The organism is Saccharothrix obliqua (assembly GCF_019375475.1).
In the GTDB taxonomy this organism is placed as follows: Bacteria; Actinomycetota; Actinomycetes; order Mycobacteriales; family Pseudonocardiaceae; genus Actinosynnema; species Actinosynnema obliqua.
In genome coordinates this window covers 193642-212468 of the sequence record NZ_JAHXGQ010000009.1, presented here as the reverse complement: position 1 = coordinate 212468, position 18827 = coordinate 193642, and the positions used below count along the sequence as shown (strand labels likewise).

The 18827-nt window shown below is 71.1% G+C and carries 18 protein-coding genes; 9 read left to right on the top strand and 9 right to left on the bottom strand.

From position 1 onward, the window contains the following. Position 1: 1 nt before the first annotated feature. Complete coding sequence (locus tag KZQ38_RS26475; RefSeq protein WP_219445523.1) at positions 2-958, bottom strand: hypothetical protein; 957 nt, start codon at positions 956-958, stop codon at positions 2-4. 753 nt (positions 959-1711) lie between these two features. Here KZQ38_RS26475 and KZQ38_RS26470 point away from each other — a divergent pair. Both KZQ38_RS26470 and KZQ38_RS26465 read left to right on the top strand, forming a co-directional pair. Continuing rightward, positions 1712-2143 (top strand): hypothetical protein, encoded by a 432-nt coding sequence (locus KZQ38_RS26470; RefSeq protein ID WP_219445521.1) that lies wholly within the window; start codon positions 1712-1714, stop codon positions 2141-2143. Between the two features lie 76 nt (positions 2144-2219). Continuing rightward, complete coding sequence (locus KZQ38_RS26465; RefSeq protein ID WP_219445520.1) at positions 2220-2723, top strand: DUF305 domain-containing protein; 504 nt, start codon at positions 2220-2222, stop codon at positions 2721-2723. Between the two features lie 45 nt (positions 2724-2768). Here the strand turns inward: KZQ38_RS26465 and KZQ38_RS26460 are convergent, their stop codons facing one another. The 5 genes from KZQ38_RS26460 to KZQ38_RS26440 all read right to left on the bottom strand — a co-directional run bounded on the left by KZQ38_RS26460 (position 2769) and on the right by KZQ38_RS26440 (position 8774). Continuing rightward, positions 2769-3959, bottom strand: a complete 1191-nt coding sequence (locus KZQ38_RS26460; protein WP_219445519.1) for a cation:proton antiporter — start codon at positions 3957-3959, stop codon at positions 2769-2771. After that, positions 3956-6118: a protein translocase subunit SecD gene (gene secD, locus KZQ38_RS26455; protein ID WP_219445518.1), complete on the bottom strand. Its 2163-nt coding sequence runs from the start codon at positions 6116-6118 to the stop codon at positions 3956-3958. Before secD ends, KZQ38_RS26460 begins: the two co-directional genes overlap by 4 nt. A gap of 42 nt (positions 6119-6160) precedes the next feature. Beyond that, a complete protein-coding gene (locus KZQ38_RS26450) occupies positions 6161-6481 on the bottom strand; it encodes a hypothetical protein (protein ID WP_219445517.1) in 321 nt (106 codons plus the stop codon). A gap of 27 nt (positions 6482-6508) precedes the next feature. Next, on the bottom strand, positions 6509-7972 hold the full coding sequence (locus KZQ38_RS37250) for a tetratricopeptide repeat protein (RefSeq protein WP_308258603.1): 1464 nt from the start codon (positions 7970-7972) through the stop codon (positions 6509-6511). A gap of 187 nt (positions 7973-8159) precedes the next feature. Then, a complete protein-coding gene (locus KZQ38_RS26440; protein ID WP_219445516.1) occupies positions 8160-8774 on the bottom strand; it encodes an FMN-dependent NADH-azoreductase in 615 nt (204 codons plus the stop codon). 104 nt (positions 8775-8878) lie between these two features. Here KZQ38_RS26440 and KZQ38_RS26435 point away from each other — a divergent pair, with 104 nt between their 5' ends. Next, positions 8879-9349, top strand: coding sequence for a MarR family winged helix-turn-helix transcriptional regulator (locus KZQ38_RS26435; protein WP_257902273.1), 471 nt, complete (start codon positions 8879-8881; stop codon positions 9347-9349). Positions 9350-9352: 3 nt separating this feature from the next. Here KZQ38_RS26435 and KZQ38_RS26430 read toward each other — a convergent pair whose 3' ends face one another. Beyond that, positions 9353-10534, bottom strand: coding sequence for an NAD(P)/FAD-dependent oxidoreductase (locus KZQ38_RS26430; protein WP_219445514.1), 1182 nt, complete (start codon positions 10532-10534; stop codon positions 9353-9355). A gap of 172 nt (positions 10535-10706) precedes the next feature. On the opposite strand from KZQ38_RS26430, the gene KZQ38_RS26425 reads away from it, so the two are divergent. The 5 genes from KZQ38_RS26425 (at position 10707) to KZQ38_RS26405 (ending at position 15043) form a co-directional block, all read left to right on the top strand. Beyond that, positions 10707-10910, top strand: coding sequence for a hypothetical protein (locus KZQ38_RS26425; protein WP_219445512.1), 204 nt, complete (start codon positions 10707-10709; stop codon positions 10908-10910). Between the two features lie 262 nt (positions 10911-11172). Continuing rightward, positions 11173-12495 (top strand): helix-turn-helix transcriptional regulator, encoded by a 1323-nt coding sequence (locus KZQ38_RS26420; protein ID WP_219445510.1) that lies wholly within the window; start codon positions 11173-11175, stop codon positions 12493-12495. A gap of 364 nt (positions 12496-12859) precedes the next feature. Continuing rightward, positions 12860-13009, top strand: a complete 150-nt coding sequence (locus KZQ38_RS26415; protein ID WP_219445503.1) for a hypothetical protein — start codon at positions 12860-12862, stop codon at positions 13007-13009. 61 nt (positions 13010-13070) lie between these two features. Further along, complete coding sequence (locus tag KZQ38_RS26410) at positions 13071-13562, top strand: PH domain-containing protein (protein ID WP_308258602.1); 492 nt, start codon at positions 13071-13073, stop codon at positions 13560-13562. Continuing rightward, the gene (locus tag KZQ38_RS26405) at positions 13559-15043 is read left to right on the top strand and encodes a PH domain-containing protein (protein ID WP_308258601.1); all 1485 of its coding nucleotides are present in this window, start codon (positions 13559-13561) and stop codon (positions 15041-15043) included. Before KZQ38_RS26410 ends, KZQ38_RS26405 begins: the two co-directional genes overlap by 4 nt. Here the strand turns inward: KZQ38_RS26405 and KZQ38_RS26400 are convergent. Next, positions 15040-16008 carry a GlxA family transcriptional regulator gene (locus KZQ38_RS26400; protein WP_257902272.1) on the bottom strand — a complete coding sequence of 323 codons (969 nt, stop codon included), beginning with the start codon at positions 16006-16008 and terminating at the stop codon, positions 15040-15042. The two genes, KZQ38_RS26405 and KZQ38_RS26400, sit on opposite strands and share 4 nt — an antisense overlap. Before the next feature lie 71 nt (positions 16009-16079). On the opposite strand from KZQ38_RS26400, the gene KZQ38_RS26395 reads away from it, so the two are divergent. Beyond that, positions 16080-17369, top strand: a complete 1290-nt coding sequence (locus tag KZQ38_RS26395) for an MFS transporter (RefSeq protein ID WP_308258600.1) — start codon at positions 16080-16082, stop codon at positions 17367-17369. Here KZQ38_RS26395 and KZQ38_RS26390 read toward each other — a convergent pair. Beyond that, positions 17301-18794, bottom strand: a complete 1494-nt coding sequence (locus KZQ38_RS26390; protein ID WP_219445501.1) for a helicase HerA-like domain-containing protein — start codon at positions 18792-18794, stop codon at positions 17301-17303. The genes KZQ38_RS26395 and KZQ38_RS26390 overlap by 69 nt on opposite strands. Positions 18795-18827: the final 33 nt, after the last annotated feature.

Below are 18827 nucleotides of genomic sequence, written 5' to 3'. Positions count from 1 at the left end.
CTCACGACGTTCCGAAATTTGGTCGCCAGTCCGAAGCTAGGTCAACATTCAATGCCGGGAACGTAGTCCTAGCGACCTCACACGCTTCTTCGACAAAATGTTGATCCGTCGGCCGGTCTTCACAATCAATCGTATACGTGAAGGCTGGCCATCCAGATGTGATATTGATCGTCCGGTCACGTCCATCGACAACCGCAATGATCCGCTCTTCGTCAAAGTCTTCATCTCGGTAGTGGGCTAGCCCAACCATCCCTGCCAGGCTCGGACGCTGCCCCTTCCCTCTCAGTTCCTTAAGCGCTCCACGAATACGCCTCTTGGTCTCCGTTCCATCTTCCAAATCAATTATGAGTGTACTTTTCTTTACATTCTCAGATGTAAAATTGGTCCGATCCGTCGACTGAGATCTTTGAACTAGCTCTACAGAACGCACACCAATCTCTTCAGCATCCAAAAACTTGGACCAAGCGTGCTCATCGGCGAGATCCGTGATCGTACGAAGGCGAATTCCATGCGCCTTCAGATCGTTGTTCAACTGGATCAAAACACTCGAAGCTAGATGCGACCTTCCGCGCGTTTCGGCTATGAGCAGGCCGGATTCTCCAATCGGTGGAATTAGCATCAGAACCCGTGACTCCCTCAACACGGCATCCGTGACCGCAATTGGGCGCGCTTCTTCTCCGCTCTCAACATCCACGACTTGAGCAGGTTCCCCATAAAAGCCACCACTGGCCGTAATCAGAACACCCCAGTTGCTCGCTTCGGTTGAATCAAATCGATTATAAATGCCCTTTTTGTCATTCTTCTCGCCGCCAGACTCTACACGCTTGCCCGCCAGTTCCCGAACTATCTCGCGCAGACCGTCGGGTTCTGGCTCTGTGAACGACGCTCGATTGAACGACCTCAACGGAGTGGCGAAGAGCTCGAATACCCTGAATCCGTAGGTGCTCAAGGTGATCACCGCCCCCTCTCTCCTCAGCCCGGCAGTCAGCCCAGGTGTCGAACTTCATCGACGAGCTTGAACCATCGTTACGGGAAAGGAAACATCGCCAGGCTCTTTCGCCCGTTTGGTCTAACAAGGCACGTCGGCTGCCGAACTTGTCTCTATGGACTCAGGGCGCGCGGCTGGGTCCGGTTCACGTTGGCACCGGCTCCCCGCATCGCGGCACGCCGGGCTCCCGCTTCGCTCCGCCCGTCGGCCGCGCGCGAAGCCGGTGCACGTGATCGAGGTGGCGGCGCGCTATGCCTCGGCGGCGAGCTGTCCACGAACCCGCTTCCAGCACCCAGGCCGGGCGAATCGCGCGCTCCAAGACCTGGCAGCGCTGGGCACGGCGATTGGCTGCCGCAACGGCTTCGCCGCCTCGCCAACGAGGACGGTTGGCGGTGCAGCCGGAGAAGTACAGGCGACACAAGTTGGCCCCGATGCCGTCACCTTGGTGGCAGCATCAGGGCCAACTTTGCCCAAGCTTGATCATCTCTAGGCCGTATCCACGCCGTGAAACGTCAGGCAGTCACGAGAACCAGCGAGAATTGACGAGAGTGTTCCCGCAGGTCAAGCCCCTTCTGTCCGGCTACGTGGCTGGCCAGTCCAAACCGGACTCAGAAGATCTCGTTCTGGTACGCGGCGAACTGACCGGTCACTGCCATCCCCATCCCCCGCGCGGGCCGTGCACCGGCCGTCCGCGGCACCGTCGACGTCGTCGGTCTGCGGATCATGCTCGTGCTCGTCGGTGTCGCCTGCAAGCACAAGGTCCGGGCGCACCGGCTAGGTTTGGCACCCGTGGAGGCCGCCGGGACGCCGCTGCGCTGGGTGCTGTTGTGCGCCCTGGCGCTGGGCGTGCTGGGCACGCACCACCTCTCCGGCGGGCACGCCGCCCACCCGGCGAAGGTCGTGGCCACGGCGCAGGACCCGAGCGCGGCGACGCCACCGACACCGGACCACGGCGCGGGCGACGACCTGCTGGGCCACCTGTGCCTGGCGGTGCTGGCCGCGGCCACCGGTGCCGGGCTCGCGCTCGCACTCCGCCGCACACCACGCGGGCAGACGACGCGCACCCGGGTCGCGGCGATCGACGACGGCTACCCGCGTCCACCGCCGACCCCGACCTCGACCCGCCTGGCCTCGCTCCGCGTGCTGCGGAGGTGAGGGGCGGACGTCGGCCCCGATCCGGGGGCGCGGCGTCGCGACTCCCCCACCCCCACCGAGCAGAGGACAGCTCACCATGGCCAGGACCGCCCTGGTCAGGACGGCGCTGGCCGTCCTGACCGCCGTCGCGCTCGCCGCCTGCGACGGCCCCGCCGAGCACAACGCCGCCGACACCGCCTTCGCCCGGCGGATGATCCCGCACCACGCGCAAGCGGTGGACATGGCCGCACTGGTCGACGGCCGCACCACCAACACCGAGGTCGTGGACCTGGCCCAGCGCATCCGCACGTCCCATGAACCCGAAATCGCGACCATGACCGACTGGCTGCGCGCGTGGGGCGAACCCGCCGCGGCGCAGAGGTCCGATGAGGACATGACGGAGCTGAAGGCCGCCGAGGACACCGACTTCGACCGCCGGTGGCTGGCGATGATGATCATCCACCACCGGAGCGCGGTCGAGGAGGCCGAGACCGCACTCGCCCAAGGGACCCACCCCAGGGCGAAGGCACTGGCCCGGCGGATCGTCGACGCCCGCGAAGCCGAGATCGGCGAGATGCAGGCCCTGCTGCCCCAGGGCTGACCACCGCCCCGGGGTGACACCGGTCGGCGTCACCCCGGGCGGGCGTCAGGTGGTCCGCTCCTGCCGTTCCCGGAACAGGGACCGGGGCAGCAGCCACGTCAGGCGGTGCGACCGGAGCACCGCCAGCGGGCCGATGACGGCCAGCAGCAACACGTACCCGGCGACGAACGGGGCGACCCGCGAGTCCAGCCCGGCCGCCACCGCCATCGCCGCCAGCACCAGCGAGAACTCGCCCCGCGTCAGCACGGTCAGCCCGATGTCCACGGCCTGCTGCCGGTCGAACGCGTGCAGCTTCGCCGCGAACAACCCCGCGCCCAGGTTCAGCGCGATCGTCACCACCACGGCGGCCAGCACGGGCAGCGCCACGCCACCCACCGCGTTCGGGTCGATGCTCAACCCGAAGATGAAGAAGAACAACGCCCCGAACGCGTCCCGCAGCGGCAGGACGAGCTTGTGCACGCGTTTCGCGACGCCGGAACCGCCGACGATCGCACCGATCATGAACGCGCCGATCGCGTCGGACACGCCGAGTTCGTGCGCGACGGCCGCACCGGTCACCGCGACACCGACGAAGCACACCACCAGCAGCTCGTCGTCGGCCGAGCCGAAGAACCTGGTCACCAGCCGACCGCCCCACCGCGCGACGGCCGCCAGCACCAGCAGGAACAGGAACGCCTTGCCGAAGTCCAGCAACGCCTGGACGCCGGACGTGCCGCCGAGCACCGGCTGCAACACGGCCAGGTACAGCGCCAGGAACACGTCCTCGATCACGATGATCCCCATGACCAGCCGTGATTCGGGGTTGCGCAGCCGGTTGGCCTCGACCAGCAGCTTGGTGACGATCGCGGACGACGAGATGCCGATCGCGCCCGCGATCACCAACGCCTCCCGGGTGCCCCACCCAAGCAGGAACCCGAACGCGATGCCGCCGCCGATGTTGAGCAGCAGGTAGCCCGCCCCGGCGACGGCGAGCTTGCGCCCGCCCGCCACCAGGTCGTCGACGGAGAACTCCAGTCCGAGGTAGAACAGCAGGAACACCAGGCCGAGCCCGGCGAGCACACCCATGTCGTCCGGGTTGTCCACGAGGGCCAACCCGGGGGTGTGCGGTCCGAACACGATGCCCGCCACCATGAACAGCGGGATCGTGGGGAGTCCGATGCGGACGCCCGCGCGTGCGATGAGACCGGCGGCGAGGAACGCCCCGCCGACCGCCAGCAGCGCGTGTCCTGTGCTCATCGACGGCCCTCCAAGGCGATCGCCACCGGCGACGCCGTCACGATCGTGGACGCGGTGCCCGCCACCAGGCCGATCAGCAGGGCGGTGGCGAAGTCGGCGAGCGAGCCGTCACCCAGCACCAGCAGCGCGGCGAGCACGAACAACACACCGATGCCGGTGTTCACGGTGCGTGGCAGGGTTTGCAGCACGGCCGCGCCGACCACGTCGGCGTACGGCTCCTTGCGCCGGCCCTTGCGCAACTCGCGCACCCGGTCGAAGACCACCACCGAGTCGTTGACCGAGTAGCCGATCACGGTCAGCAACGCCGCCAGGAACACGCCGTCCGCGGTCTTGCCGAGCCACGCGAACACACCGACCAGCACGATCACGTCGGAGACCAGCGCCACGACGGTCGCGAGCCCGAGCCGCCAGTCGAACCGCACCGCGAGGTACGCGAGCTGCGCGGCCACGGCGATGGCCAGCGCGATCAACGCGTTGCGCCGCAGCTCGGAGCCCAGGCTCGGGCCGATCAGCTCGTTGCTGACCTGCTGCGCGCCGCCGGTGGCCCGGTCGACGGCCTCCGCGACCCGCGCCGCCGCGGCCTCGTCGATGGGGCCGGTGCGCACCGACAGCCCGGTGTCGCCGGACGTGGCGACCACGGCGTCCTCGAAACCGGCGGCGGCCAGCTCGGCACGCACCTTGCCCGCGTCCACCGAGGCCGCCGTGTAGTCGATCATCCGGCCGCCGGTGAACTCGACGCCCAGCTCCAGGCCGCGCACGAACAGCCCGGCGATCGCCACCAGCAGCACCGCGGCGGCGGTGAGCACCCAGCGGCGGGGGCTGCGGTAGAGCTGGAAGCCCTTGTTGGTCAGCCACGTCCGGACGCGGCCGAGGTCGTGCAGACCGCTCCAGGTGGGCTTGCGCGACAGCAGCGGCATCGCCAGTTGCAGCAGCACGCGGGTCAGCACCAACGCGCTGAACAACGACGCGATGACACCGATGGACAACGTGACGCCGAAGCCCTTCACCGGGCCGGTGGCGAGCCAGAACAGCAGGCCGGCCGCGAGCAGCGTGGTCACGTTCGAGTCGGCCACGGCGCTGAACGCGCCCTTGAACCCGAGGTCGACCGACCGGGGCAAGCGCTTGCGCCGTGCGTACTCCTCACGACTTCGCTCGAACACCAGCACGTTCGCGTCCACCGCCATGCCGATCGCCAGCACGAACCCGGCGAGGCCGGGCAGCGTGAGGGTCGCGCCGACGGCGAGCAGCGCGGCGTAGGACAGACCTGCGTAGCCGACCAGCGCCAGCACCGCGATCAGGCCCGCGAGCCGGTAGACGAACACCAGGAACAGGCCGGTCAGCGCGATGCCGACGATCGCGGCCCGGCTGCTCGCCTCGATGGCCTCCGCGCCGAGCGTCGGGCCGACGGTCCGCTGCTCGACCACCTCGACCGGCACCGGCAGCGCGCCGGAGCGGATCACCAGCGCCAGCTCCTGCGCCTCGGCCTGGGAGAACTTGCCGGTGATCTGGGTGTTGTTGCCGATCATGCCGGTGCGGCACGGCACCGACGGGTCGACCTGCGGCGAGGACACGATCTTGTCGTCCAGCACGAACGCGATCCGCCGCTGCGGGTCGCCGGGCGCGAAGCACGCCGCCGCGCCGGTGGCGCGTTGCCACTGGCCCGGCGCGTCGCCCTGGAAGTCGACGGTGACCTGCCAGCCGACACCCGACTGGTTGGGCGCGGCCTTCGCGTCCTTGATGCCCTCGCCGGTCATCACCACCGGGCCGAGTGCCACCGAGTCGCCGTCGCCGCTCGGCTTGTCGCCGGGGCCGGTGACGGGGTGCACGGCGAGCTGTGCGGTGCGGCCGAGGACCTCGATCGCCTCGGCCGGGTCCTGGACGCCCGGCAGCTCCACCACGATGCGGTGGTCGCCGGACCGGGCCAGCACGGGTTCCGCGACGCCGAGTTCGTCGACGCGGCGGCGCAGCACCTCCATCGCGCGGTCGGTGTTGTCGGACGTGGCCTCGGACGGGGTTTCCAGCACGATCTGGGTGCCGCCACGCAGGTCGAGGCCGAGGCGTGGCTGACTGGTGAGCAGGATGAACGCGGACGCGGCGAGAACGGCGAGGGACAGCAGCCCTCGGACCAGCAGTTCCCGCCGCGCCTGTGAGCGCGGCATGGCGAAGTGACCTCCGGGGTCGGTGGGTTGAGCGGTGGGGATTTACCGGAGGTCTGCTGGTGGGGCGCGTTCGCCGAGCGGCGCCTGCCCGGTGCGCTCGGGGCGGCGGTGGGCGGGTTCCGCCACGTCGTCCGCGCGCCGCGGTTCGGGCGGGACGTGGACCGGCGGCAGCACGCCGTCCAGCGGTTGCCCGAGGTGGCCCGGCTGCTGCACCGGGTGCGTGGTGACGCGGGTCGCCGCGCCGGGCAGGTGCGCGGCGTCGACCGTGGCGGAGACGGCGACGAAGTCCGACGTGTCCGGGGAGGTGGGACCGACCACGAGGAACCCGGCGACCAGCGCCAGGAACACCAGCAGTCGCGTCACGTTCGGCCCTCCTCTCCGCACTACAGGTTAGCGGTCGTGCCACCTCCCGGGACCGCCCAGAAGGAGCGCGATCGAGCCGATCAACGCGCACAGCCACGCGATGACCAGCGGTTGCATGGTCGTCGCGCCGACGAGCAGGGCGACCGACCAGCCGGCGAGGACGGACGTCGACAGCCCGAACGCGCCCAGCACGACCGCCACCGCCGGCCGGTGCTTCGGGAGGGCGAACAACGCCCTGCGCCCGCCGCTGCGCGCGCGGAGGAGCAGCCGGCCCACCACCGCGAGGACGCCGAGGACCAGCACGCCGGAGAACCAGCCGAGCAGCGGGGTCGGTTTCGGCATCCCCGCGAGCAGGAGCAGCAGGCCGCCGCCGACCAGGAGGAGGGAGGTCCTCGAGAGCGCGGGGCGGATCAGGTGGTGCGCGGCGGTGAGGATTTCCGCGGAGGGTGCGGAGTACGCGGCGGGGTGCGGCTCGTGCAACCGGTCGTGGGCGGGATGCGGCTCGTGCGGGCGGTCGCGGGCGGGGTCGGAGGTGGGGTGGGGCTTGCGCGGGCGGCGGCCCCGAGCGGAGCGCTGCTCACGTGGCGGATCGGAGCGCGGCTCACCCGTGGGGTCCCAGGCGGGGGATGCCTTGCTCGTCGGGTCCGAAACGGAGTCCGGCTCGCTCGGGCGGCCCCGGCCTGAGCGCTGGTCGTGTGCGGGGTCGGCGTGGGGCTCGCCCGGGCGACCCAGAGGTGAGCGCTGGTCGCCCGTGGGATCGGAGTGGGGCTCGCGTGCGCGGCGCCAGGCGGAGCGCGGCTTGTGGGTGCGGTCGGAGGGGTGGGAGTCGTGCGGGCGGCCCGGGTGGGACATGCGCTTGCGGCGGACGGTGGCGAGGTTCGCCCGGACGTCCTCGTCCGACGGGTCCAGGGTCAGCGCCGTGCGGTACGCCCACTCGGCGGTGCCCCAGTCCCGGACGCGCAGCGCCGCGTCGCCCAGGACCTGGAAGGCACGTGCCTCCGTCGGGGCCAACCGAGCGGCTTCACGCCCCGCCGCCACGGCCTCCAACCCCATCGCCGCCGCACCCCCGCCGGCTGTCCCCCGGCCCGCTGTCCCCCGGCCCGCGTCCCGGCCCCCCGCTTCCGCCGCAGCCGAGTGCGCCAAGACCTCGGAGAGCACGACGTGGCAACGCCAGTCACCGGGCTTGCGGCGGACGCACTCGCGCGCCGCCACCACCGCCTCGGTGTGCCGCCCGAGTTCACTGAGCGACAGGGCCGCCAGGCGGTGTGCCCACGTGTGGTCGCCCTCCAGGAGGAGGACGCGCTTCGCCGCGTCCAACGCCGCGTCCGGCTGACCGGCGTCCAGGTGCGCGGCGGCCAGGCGGCACCACCCCTCCGCGTGCGTCGGGTGCACCGCAAGCAACGGGCGGAGCAGGTCGATGGCCTGGCGCGGCAGCCCGCGGGCGGTCAACTCGGCCGCGCGGACCACGATGGCGGCCATCGGCTCGGACAAGTCCACACCTCCCGGACGGGGTCGCGGACAAGTGTGCCGGACGAGACCGCCGGACCAGCGGATGCAGCTGTCCCCCGGGCCGGTGAGCTGGATCAGCGCACCGGCTTCACCCGCCCGACTCGGATCCGTGCACCGGGCCGACGCACCTGAACCTCCCTTCGCGTCCCGTCACCCACACCCCTCCGGATCACCCCGCCACAACCAGCCGCCGGACCGCCTGGTGCGACTCCTCCCGCGACGCGTCCGCCTGCGCCCGGAACTGCGCCAAGTGCGGCACGGTGTGCGCGAGGGTGAGTTCGGTGTGCACGAACTCCACATCCCGCAACCCGAGCTGGTCGAAGATCAACCGCAGGTACGGGGCCTGGAAGTCGTTGTCCGCGCGTGGCGTGCCGGGCGCGTAGGACCCGCCCCGCGCGGTGACCACGACCACGCGTTTCCCGGTGAGCACGCCGACCCCGGTCTCCGGGTTGGCGAAAAGCTCGGGCACGAGGATCCAGTCCAGCCACGCCTTCAACCCGGACGGCACGGAGAAGTTGTACATCGGCGCCCCGATGAGCACGGTCTCCGCGGCCTTGAGTTCGCCCACCAGCTCCTGCTCGAGCCGGTGCCGCCCGGATGTGTCGGCACGCGCGGCGACCACCTCGCCGTCCACGTGCGGCAGCGGCTCGGCGGCCAGGTCGCGGTACGTGTACGGCGCGTCGGGGTGCGCTTCTCGCCACGCGGTCGCGAAGGCAGCCGACACCTCCCGGGACACGGAGCCCTCGGTGCGCAGGCTGGAGTCGATGTGCAGCAAGCCGGTCATGTTCCCTCCTCGGAAGTTCTTGGTTGAGAATATATGGGAGCAGGTGTTCTCGGTCAATATGTTCTCAGGCGAGAAGTAACCACCGTGCGCGTATGATCGGTGTCATGAACGCGCCTGTCGACGTCGGTTGCGTGAGCAAGTCCGGGTTGAACTGGCTGCTGCACCGCGCCGCCCAGAAGCTGGGCGTGGTCGCGCAGGAGGCGGCGACGCGGCACGGGGTCACCACTCGGGGCCAACTCGTGCTGACGGCGTTGGCGAGCGAGGAGTACCGGCGCACGCAACTGGCGCTGGGTCAGGCGCTGGGCCTGGACAAGACCACCCTGACCGCGGAACTCGACCGGCTGGAGCGCGCCGGGCTGATCGTGCGCAACCCGGACCCCAACGACCGCCGGGTGCGCCTGCCGGTCATCACCGAGCAGGGCCGGGCGGTGCAGGCCGAGGTGGAGGCGCTCCACATCGCGGTGGAGAGCGAGTTCACCGCCGGCCTGACCCCCGCCGAGGCGCACGTGCTGCGCAAACTGCTGGAACGGCTGATCACGTCCGACAACCGGCCGGACAGCGGGTCCTGCCTCTGAGGATCAGGAGAGGCTGCCCGTGCGCAGCCGCTCCGGGGAAACGGCGGCCCGCTCGTCCACCAGCGCCTGGAGCGCCTCGCCGTCGTCCCACTGGTTCACGTTCATCGCCGCACGCACCCGGCCGTCACGCAGCCAGAACGCGGTGAAGTCCCGGTCCTCCAGGCTGCCCCGGACGACGAGTTCATCGCGCTCGGCGTCGGCCAGGCCCCGGTACTCCATGCCCAGGTCGTACTGGTCGGAGAAGAAGTACGGGGCGGCCGTGTACGGCCGGTCGTCGCCGAGGACGGGACCCGCGACGTGCGCGCCCTGGTCCTTGGCGTTCGCCCAGTGCTCGACCCGGACCCTGCCGTCGTAACGCGGGTGGTCGTGGGCCGCGATGTCCCCCACCGCGAAGATGTCGGGGTCCGACGTGCGCAGCGCGGCGTCCACCGCCACGCCGCCGTCGGCGATGACCAGGCCCGCGTCCTCCGCGAGCCCGGTGTTGGGCTTGGCGCCGACACCGAGGACCACCAGGTCGGCGGGGACCGTGGAACCATCCGCCAGCCGCACGCCGTTCGGCTCGAAGCCCTCCACGCCGACGCCCAGCCGCCAGTGGACCCCGTTGTCCTCGTGGAGCTCGCGGAACACCTCGGCCACGGTCGGGCCGAGCACGCGGCGCAGCGGCAGGTCCACCGGGTCGATCACGGTGACGTCGGCCTGGTGCGCCCGCGCCGCGGCGGCGACCTCGCAGCCGATCCAGCCCGCGCCCACGATCACCACCTTGGGCCGCTGCTCCAGGGCGGCGCGGATGGCCTGCGCGTCCTCCACGACGCGGAGGGTGTGCGCGCCGGAGCCCGGCAGCGAACGGGGGGTGGAGCCGGTGGCCAGCACCAGTCGGTCGTACGGGTGGGTCGTCCCCGACGAGTCCACCACCACGTGGTCCGCCGGGCGCAGCGCGGTGACCTCGACGCCCGTGCGCAGGTCGATCCGGTTCGACTCGTAGAAGCCCGCTTCGTGGACCGGGTTGGGGTGGTCGGCGTTGCCCAGCAGGAAGTCCTTGGACAACGCGGGCAACTCGTAGGGCTGGTGGGTCTCGCGGCCGAGCAGGACGAGGTCGCCGTCGTACCCCCGCTCCCGCAGCGCACCCGCCGCCGAGGCCCCCGCCAGGCCCGTCCCAATTATCACGATCCGTTGCGGTTCAGCCATATTTCACCCTCCTAGGTGACTGGAGCGATGACGCCATGCGACGCTATCGACAGCTCGGCACGGTCGCCCGTCGGGATTTTCCCGTCATGGCACCAACCCGCGTGCGTCTCACCCCCGCGAGCGCCCGGATTGGTCCGAGCACCCGTGTCGAGACATCTGGAGGTTCGGGGCCGTGGGTACAGGCAAGGAGTGGCAGATCTCCTGCCGCGACATCGCATCCCGTCGCCGTGACATGACCGTGTTCGTCAGCCAGGGGCATGTGGTGGTCACCGTGCCGCCGGGTGAAGCCGCGGTGCTGACGCCGTTGGAGGTCGGGCGGTTGCGGGCTGCGTTGCGGGATGCCGTGGTCAACGCGTCCGGGATGCCGGAGCACTAGAGCGGTTCAAGAGCGGCGCTCGCCGCTTGGCAGGCCGCCAAGGATGACGAAGAGCGGGCTGCGTGTCATCCCCGTATGGCCTGGTCAAGACAACCACCCTTCGTCAGGGAGGGCAAGCGAAAAGCGTGCTTGCCCTCCCTGACGAAGCGCGGTTCGCTGGCGCGCAGGCCATACGGGGATGACACGCAGCAGGGCGAGGCTTGCTGGTGTGATGGGAAAGGTCCGCTTGTGCTCGTGCGGGTGAGTATCCTCCGGCGGGGACATGACGAGTCCCGTTCAGCGAGCTGCCGATCCACGCGCCAACGCGGTGACGAACCTGCGTGAGGCGCGCTGGGCGCTGGACGAAGGTCGTCCCGCTGACGCGCTGGAGTTCGCCGAGAAGGCGGTGGCCGCGTTCTCCTGGCTGGACGACGCGGAGGGTGTCGCGCAGAGCGTGCTGGTGCAGTCCGTCGCGCTGGGCAAGCGCGGCCTGCTGCCCGGTGCGCTGGACACCATCGACCGGGTGCAGCAGATCGCCTCCGCCAACCGGCACGTGTTGCTCCAGGCGTGGTGCAGCTTCTCGCGCGCCGTGGTGGAGCTGCGGTTGGACTCGCGGGAGCGCTCGCTGCACTCGCTGTCGCGCGCGCTCGGCCTCGCCGAGCTGACCGGTGACGCCGAGCTGATCGGGGCCATCCTGTTCGAGCAGGCCAACTTGATGCGCACGCAGTACCACGAGCACTGCATGGTGCGGTCGGCGGCGACGCGGTGCAGTCCCGACGGCGAGCCGTGCACGCGGAAGCTGCGGCGGGCCGAGGAGTTGTGCGCGCAGGTCCGCGACAAGTGGAAGCACCTGGACGAGCCGGTGCGGATGGCGCGGGTCAACCTGCTGCTCGCCCACGTCCGGCTCGATCTCGGCGACCTCGACCGGGCGTTGCGCTCCTGCCGGCGGGCCGAGCAGTTGCTCACCGGCCAGGACCGGCCCGTGCTGCGTGCCGAGTTGCTGATGGCGCGCGCTCGCGTGAACGGCGCGCGTGGCCGGTTGGACGACCAGGTGCGCCAGCTCACGCAGGCCGCCGAGTTGGCGATGGGCTGCCTCGCCCGGGAAGTCGCGGTGCGCGCGCACGGCGCGTTGAGCGTCGCCCACGAACGGGCCGGGCGGATGGACGTGGCGCTGCACCACGCCCGCGCCCAACTGGAGCAGTACCGCCTGTGGGAACTCCAGGAAGGCCGCGACCTGCTCCGGATGCGGGAGCACGACCTCTCCGCGCGGTTGGTGGAGCAGCTCGCGCACCACCGGTTCGAACCGCGGCGGGAGAACACGGTGGTGCGCGCGCCCCGCCACGAGCCGCTGCGCACGACGTCCACCGCGGAGCAGGTGAACCGGCGCATCGCCCGCGCCCTCGCCGCGGGTCTCACCAAGCGCGGCATCGAGGTGCTGCGGCGGGTCGCGGGCGGTGCGAGCACCAGCGCCATCGCCGAAGAGCTGGAGTTGTCGCCCAAAACCGTGCAGAACCACCTCCAGCGGATCTACCGGACGATCGGCGTGCGTGACCGGGCGGGTGCGGCGGTGTGGTGGCTCAACCTCGTGGACGACTTGACCGAGTGACGTCGAAAACCCGCGGCCGGCACCGGCGGTGGTGGGAGTTTCACGACAATCGGAGCGTGCTCCTTGGGGGTTTTGCCTATCCCGCTGCGACAGAACTGGGTGATGAGCCGGATGACGACTGTGTGACATGCTCCGCTTGGACGCGCGTCCCTGCGTCCCCTGGTGAAGCGGCGGTAGTGCGATGCGGGTGGTCGGTGGGCGGGTGAGCCCGCCATCGGTGCTTGCGGGCGGTTACGCGCCCGCCCCGCGGCGCACCCTGCTCACGCCGCCCGCGTGCGGCGCGCTGCCGAGTGCCGAACCACGCGCCGGCCCGTCCTCGCCCACCCGACCACCCAGGCCGCTTACCACTGAACGGAGCTAGACGATGGTTGTGAACGCGATCCGCAGAACCCTCGCCGTCGCGGCCCTGTGCGCCGGGCTCGGCGCGGTCCTCGCCCTGCCCGCGAGCGCCGCCAACGAGGTGCCGGACGTCACCATCACGGACATCTTCACGCCGCCTTACGTCCAACCGTAGAGCGCCCACCGGGGCCGGGTTCGTGTCAGCGCGAACCCGGCCGTGAGGCATTGTGGACGCCGTGAGCACCGATCAGCTGCGCTTGCGCGCGCCGCGGCACCGGGTGAGCCGCAAGTCCATCACCCTCTGGACCCTGCACGCCCTGATCGGCTGGGCGGTGCTGCTGGTGCCGCAGGCCGTCGCCCTGGTGTTCAGCCGCACGCCGTGGCAGGTCGCCGCGGCGGTGGCGTCGGTGGTCGTCGGCACGGCGCACACGCTGGTCATGCCGCGGTGGAGGTACCGCGTGCACCGCTGGGAAGCGACACCGACCGCCGTCTACACGCTGGCGGGGTGGCTGAACCAGGAGTGGCGCATCGCGCCCGTGTCGCGCATCCAGACCGTGGACACCAAACGCGGGCCGTTGCAGCAGTTGCTCGGTCTGTCGACGGTCACCGTCACCACGGCGTCGGCCGCCGGGCCCGTGCACATCGAGGGACTCGACCAGGACGAGGCGGTGCGGCTCGCGGACGAGCTGACCACCACCACGCAGGCCACGCCTGGTGACGCGACGTGACCACCGGGTTCCCCGCCGCGCCCGAGGCCGTCGAGCCGGTCGTGGACTGGCACCGGCTGGACGTGCGGATGCTGGTCGTGCGGCCGTTGAACGAGATCGTCGGCCTGGTGCCGGTGCTCGTCGGCCTGATCGTGCTGGGCAAGGGCGAGACGTGGCGCATCCTGGTCGGCATCGCCCTGATCGCCGCGATCGTGCTGTTCGGCCTGCTGCGCTGGGTCACCACCCGCTACCGGATCACCGACGACCAGGTGGAGCTGCGCACCGGCCTGTTCGTGCGCAAGCGGCTGGCCGTGCCGCGTGAACGCATCCGCACCGTGGACCTGACCGCGAAGCTCGGGCACCGGCTGTTCGGGTTGTCCGCGATCCGCGTCGGCACCGGGCAGCACGACCAGCCGGACGAGGACGGGCTGACCCTGGACGCCGTGTCGTCGGCCGAGGCGGAGCGGTTGCGGGTGCTGCTGCTCACGCGCACCACGACAACAACGGCCGGCCCAAGGGAATCAGGCACCGTGCTGTCCTCCTTGGACCGGAAGTGGTTGCGGTTCGCGCCGCTCACGCTGTCCGGTGTGGTCGCGGTCGGCGCGTTGGCCGGTCTGGTCTTCAACGCCGCGCGGGAACTGGAGATCGAGGTCTTCGGGCCGCTCACGGACGCCGCGCACTGGGTCGTCGAGCAGCCGGTGTGGCTGACCGTCGCGTTGTTCGCGGGCGTGGTGCTGGTCATCGCGGGCTTCGGTTCGCTGGCCGTGTACGTCGTGCAGTTCTGGGGCTACCAGCTCACGCGTGAACCCGACGAGACCGTGCGGGTGCGCCGGGGCCTGCTGACGACGCGCTCGGTTTCCGTTTCGGAGCAGCGGTTGCGCGGTGTGGAGGTCGCGGAGCCGTTGCTGCTGCGGGCGGGGCGCGGTGCGCACCTGAAGAGCGTGACGACCGGGCTCGGCAAGAAGGGCGAGAGCAACCTGCTGCTGCCGCCCGCGCCGGTCGCCGAGGCGCACCGCGTGTCGGCGCTCGTGCTGCGGGAGGCGGTGTCGCCGACGCTGGTCCCGTTGGGACGGCACCCGATCGCCGCGCTGCGGCGGCGTTTGGTGCGTGCCGTGGTGCCGTTGCTGGTGTTGGCCGCCGGGCTGGCGGTGTTCGCCCCACCGTGGACGTGGCAGGTGACGCTGGCGTTGATCCCGTTCTCCGCCCTGCTCGGCTGGGACCGGTACCGCTCCCTCGGCCACGCCCTGACCGACCACCACCTGCTCGCCCGGCAGGGCTCCGCGCTGCGGGAAACCGTTGCCCTGCAACGCACCGGCATCATCGGCTGGCAGGTGTCGCGGTCCTTCTTCCAGCGCCGCGCGGGCCTGGTCACGATCACCGCGACCACAGCGGCGGGTGACGGCGCGTACGACGTGGTGGACGTGGGCGAGGCGGACGGCCTGGCGCTGGCCGACGAGGCCGTGCCGGAGCTGCTGCGCCCGTTCCTGGTGCGCGGGGACTAACCGGCCGAGCGGAACGTCGTCCGGTACGCGCTGGGCGAGACGCCGAGGTGGGCGCTCATCTGCTGCCGCAGCGCCGCGCCCGTGCCGAAACCGGCGTGCCGGGCGACCTGGTCGATGCCCAGGTCCGTCGTCTCCAGCAGGTGCCGCGCCCGGTCCACGCGTTGCTGCGCGAGCCACTTGCCCGGGCTCACCCCGGTTTCCTCGCGGAACCGGCGGGTGAACGTGCGCACGCTCATCCGCGCGTGCCGGGCCAGCGCACGCAGTTCCAACGGCTCGTGCAGGTGCTCCAACGCGTACGCGCGGGCCGCCGCCGTGGACGTGTCGGCCACGTCCGGCACCGGTCGGACGATGAACTGCGACTGCCCGCCCGGCCGCCACGGCGGCACGACGCAGCGGCGCGCCGCGCGGTTCGCGACCTCCGCGCCGTGGTCGCTGCGCACCACGTGCAGGCACAGGTCGATGCCCGCGCCGACGCCCGCGGACGTGAGGATCGGACCCTCGTCCACGAACAACACGTCCGGGTCCAGTTCGACGTGCGGGAACAGGCGGCGGAAGTTGTCGGCGTGCAGCCAGTGCGTGGTGGCGCGCCGCCCGTCCAGCAGGCCGGCCGCGGCGAGCACGAACGCACCCGTGCAGATGGACATCACCCGCGCGCCACGCGCGGCGGCGGCGCGGAGCGCGTCCCGGACGTCGTCCTCGATCACGCCGTCCGCCAGCACCCGCGCGCCGTACTGCACGCCCGCCACGACGACGGTGTCCGCCTCGGCGATCAGCTCCAGGCCGTGGTCCGGGGTGATGGTGAACTGGACGGCGCTGCGCACGGGCCGGCCGCCCGGCGTGCACACCCGCACCGCGTACAGCCGCTCGTCGTGCTCGTCGCGTGCCGCGCTGAACAGCTGCGGCGGGGTGCCCAGGTCGAAACCGACGACCTCGTCCAACGCCAGCATGGCCACCAGGTGGGTCATGGCCGGATTTTTGCACATGATGGCCGTCAGGCCACTGGTTCGGGTGAAGTCGATCGACAACGCTGCCTGACGTGACTCGAAGCAACTGGGCATGGGCCGTCGCGGGCGTGAGCTTCGTGGCGTTGATCGGGGCCGCCGCGTTCCGGGCGACACCGGGCGCGCTGATCGAGCCGCTACAGCGGGAGTTCGGCTGGTCCACGGGCACCATCGGCTTCGCCGTGTCGGTGAACATGTTGCTGTACGGCCTGACCGCGCCGTTCGCCGCCGCGTTGATGGAGCGGTTCGGCGTGCGCAAGGTGGTGTCGTTCGCGCTGACGCTGGTCGCGATCGGCAGCGGCCTGACCGTGTTCATGACGACGAGCTGGCAGCTCGTGCTGCTCTGGGGCGTCCTGGTGGGCCTGGGCAGCGGCTCGATGGCGTTGGCGTTCGTGGCCACCATCACCGGCCGGTGGTTCGTGAAGCACCGCGGCCTGGTGACGGGCGTGCTCACCGCGGGCGGTGCGACCGGGCAGCTCGTGTTCCTGCCCGTGGTGGCGTCCATGGCGGAGTCGTCGGGCTGGCGCTCGGCGTCGGTGCTGGTGGCCGTGGCGGCGCTCGCCGTGGTGCCGCTGGTGTTGTTGTTCCTGCGCGAGTACCCCGCCGACCTGGACGTGCCGCCCTACGGCGGCGACGCCGTCGTGCCGCGGCCGGCGAACACGGCCGGTGCGGCGAAGCGGGCCGTCACGGCACTGCGCTCGGCCGTGCGCACCGGCCCGTTCTGGTACCTGGCGGTGGGTTTCGCGATCTGCGGCGCGACCACGAACGGCTTGGTCGGCACGCACTTCATCCCCGCCGCGCACGACCACGGGATGCCCACCACGACCGCCGCCGGCCTGCTCGCCCTGGTGGGCGTGTTCGACATCGTGGGCACGGTCCTGTCCGGCTGGCTCACCGACCGCGTCGACTCGCGCATCCTGCTCGCCACCTACTACCTGCTGCGTGGCGCGTCGCTGCTGGTGCTGCCGCAGCTGTTCCAGGACTCGGTGCACCCCAGCATGTTGGTGTTCATCATCTTCTACGGCCTGGACTGGGTGGCGACCGTGCCGCCGACCGTGGCGCTGTGCCGCGAGGTGTTCGGCCTGTCCGCGCCGGTGGTGTTCGGCTGGGTGTTCGCGTCGCACCAGCTCGGCGCGGCCTTCGCCGCGACCGCCGCGGGCCTGGTCCGCGACCAGTTCGGCAACTACGCGCCCGCCTGGTACGTCGCCGGCGCGTTGAGCATCTCGGCCGCGTTCCTGTCCATGCGGGTGCGCCGGTCAGCGGCGCTTGCGGGAGGTCCCGAAGATCCCACGGGTGACCTCGCGCCCCAGGGCGCTCGCGGCTGACCGCAGGAACGACTTCACCGCGGAGTTGTCCAGCACCTTCTCCACCAGACCCGGCTCCTCCGCCCGTCGCGGCTCATCGGCGGGCGGGGGAGCCACTTTCGCGCTCAGCCGCTCGTAAGCCGACTCGCGGTCCACGGTCTCGGCGTACTTCCCGTGCAGGACCGAGGATTCCGCGGCCCGCCCGACCGCGTCCACGCCGATGGCGCCCATCAGCGAACGAGGCGCGCGCAGCCTCGTCCACGCGACCGGCGTCGGCACGCCGCGCTCGTCGAGCACCGTCACGACCGCTTCGCCGATACCCAGCGACGTCAACGCCTCGCCCAGCCGGTAGTGCGGTGTCGTCGGGTACGTCTTCACCACCTTCGCCAACGCCGCCTGGTCCTCCGGCGTGAAGGCGCGCACCGCGTGCTGCACGCGCGCGCCGAGCTGGGACAGCACCTCGTTCGGCACGTCCGTGGGCAGCTGCGTGCAGAAGAACACCCCGACGCCCTTGGAGCGGATCAGCTTCACGGTCTGCGTGATCTGCTCCTTGAACGCCTTCGACGCGCCCGCGAACAGCAAGTGCGCCTCGTCGAAGAAGAACACGAGCTTCGGCTTGTCCAGGTCGCCCGCCTCCGGCAGCACCTGGAACAGCTCGGCGAGCAACCACATGAGGAACGTGGAGAACAACGCGGGCCGCGCCTGCGTTTCGGCCAGTTCCAACAACGTCACCACACCGTGCCCGTCGGCGGTCCGCATCAGGTCGCGCGGGTCCAGCTCCGGTTCGCCGAAGAAGGTGTCACCGCCCCGCGCCTCCAGGTTCACCAACGCGCGCAGGATCACGCCCGCCGTCGCCGGCGAGACACCGCCCAGCCCCTTCAGCTCATCGCGGCCCTCGCCGGTGAGGTGCGTGATCACCGCACGCAGGTCCTTGGTGTCCAACAACGCGAGGCCACGCGCGTCGGCCCAGTGGAAGATCAGCCCGAGGGTGGACTCCTGGGTCTCGTTGAGCCCCAACACCTTCGCCAGCAGGATCGGCCCGAAACTGGTGATCGTGGCCCGCACCGGCACGCCCGCGCCGCCGTCGCCCAGCGACAGGAAGTCCACCGGGCACGCCGCGGGCCGCCAGTCGTCACCGGTCTCCGCCGCGCGGGCGGTGACGCGGTCATTCGGCTCGCCCTCCCGCGCGAGCCCCGACAGGTCGCCCTTCACGTCGGCCAGCACCACCGGCACGCCCGCCGCCGAGAGCTGCTCGGCCACCAGTTGGAGCGTCTTGGTCTTGCCGGTGCCCGTCGCGCCCGCGACCAGGCCGTGCCGGTTCAGCGTGGCCAGCGGCAGCCGCACCCGCGCGGTGGGCTCCACCACGCCGTCGACCAGCACCGCCCCGAGTTCGACGGCCGCGCCCGCGGACGCGTAACCGGCTGCGATGTCGGACTGGGCCGTCATCTCGCCGAGCGTAATGAGATTGGAAGGCACCGC

Excerpts from the sequence above, each read along its gene's own strand:
- KZQ38_RS26460 (WP_219445519.1), bottom strand. The coding sequence starts at position 3,959 with ATGAGCACAGGACACGCGCTGCTGGCGGTCGGCGGGGCGTTCCTCGCC.
- secD (WP_219445518.1), bottom strand. The coding sequence starts at position 6,118 with ATGCCGCGCTCACAGGCGCGGCGGGAACTGCTGGTCCGAGGGCTGCTG.
- KZQ38_RS26400 (WP_257902272.1), bottom strand. The coding sequence starts at position 16,008 with ATGACCCACCTGGTGGCCATGCTGGCGTTGGACGAGGTCGTCGGTTTC.
- KZQ38_RS26435 (WP_257902273.1), top strand. The coding sequence starts at position 8,879 with ATGAACGCGCCTGTCGACGTCGGTTGCGTGAGCAAGTCCGGGTTGAAC.
- KZQ38_RS26420 (WP_219445510.1), top strand. The coding sequence starts at position 11,173 with ATGACGAGTCCCGTTCAGCGAGCTGCCGATCCACGCGCCAACGCGGTG.
- KZQ38_RS26440 (WP_219445516.1), bottom strand. The coding sequence starts at position 8,774 with ATGACCGGCTTGCTGCACATCGACTCCAGCCTGCGCACCGAGGGCTCC.
- KZQ38_RS26430 (WP_219445514.1), bottom strand. The coding sequence starts at position 10,534 with ATGGCTGAACCGCAACGGATCGTGATAATTGGGACGGGCCTGGCGGGG.
- KZQ38_RS26415 (WP_219445503.1), top strand. The coding sequence starts at position 12,860 with ATGGTTGTGAACGCGATCCGCAGAACCCTCGCCGTCGCGGCCCTGTGC.
- KZQ38_RS26390 (WP_219445501.1), bottom strand. The coding sequence starts at position 18,794 with ATGACGGCCCAGTCCGACATCGCAGCCGGTTACGCGTCCGCGGGCGCG.
- KZQ38_RS26465 (WP_219445520.1), top strand. The coding sequence starts at position 2,220 with ATGGCCAGGACCGCCCTGGTCAGGACGGCGCTGGCCGTCCTGACCGCC.
- KZQ38_RS26470 (WP_219445521.1), top strand. The coding sequence starts at position 1,712 with ATGCTCGTGCTCGTCGGTGTCGCCTGCAAGCACAAGGTCCGGGCGCAC.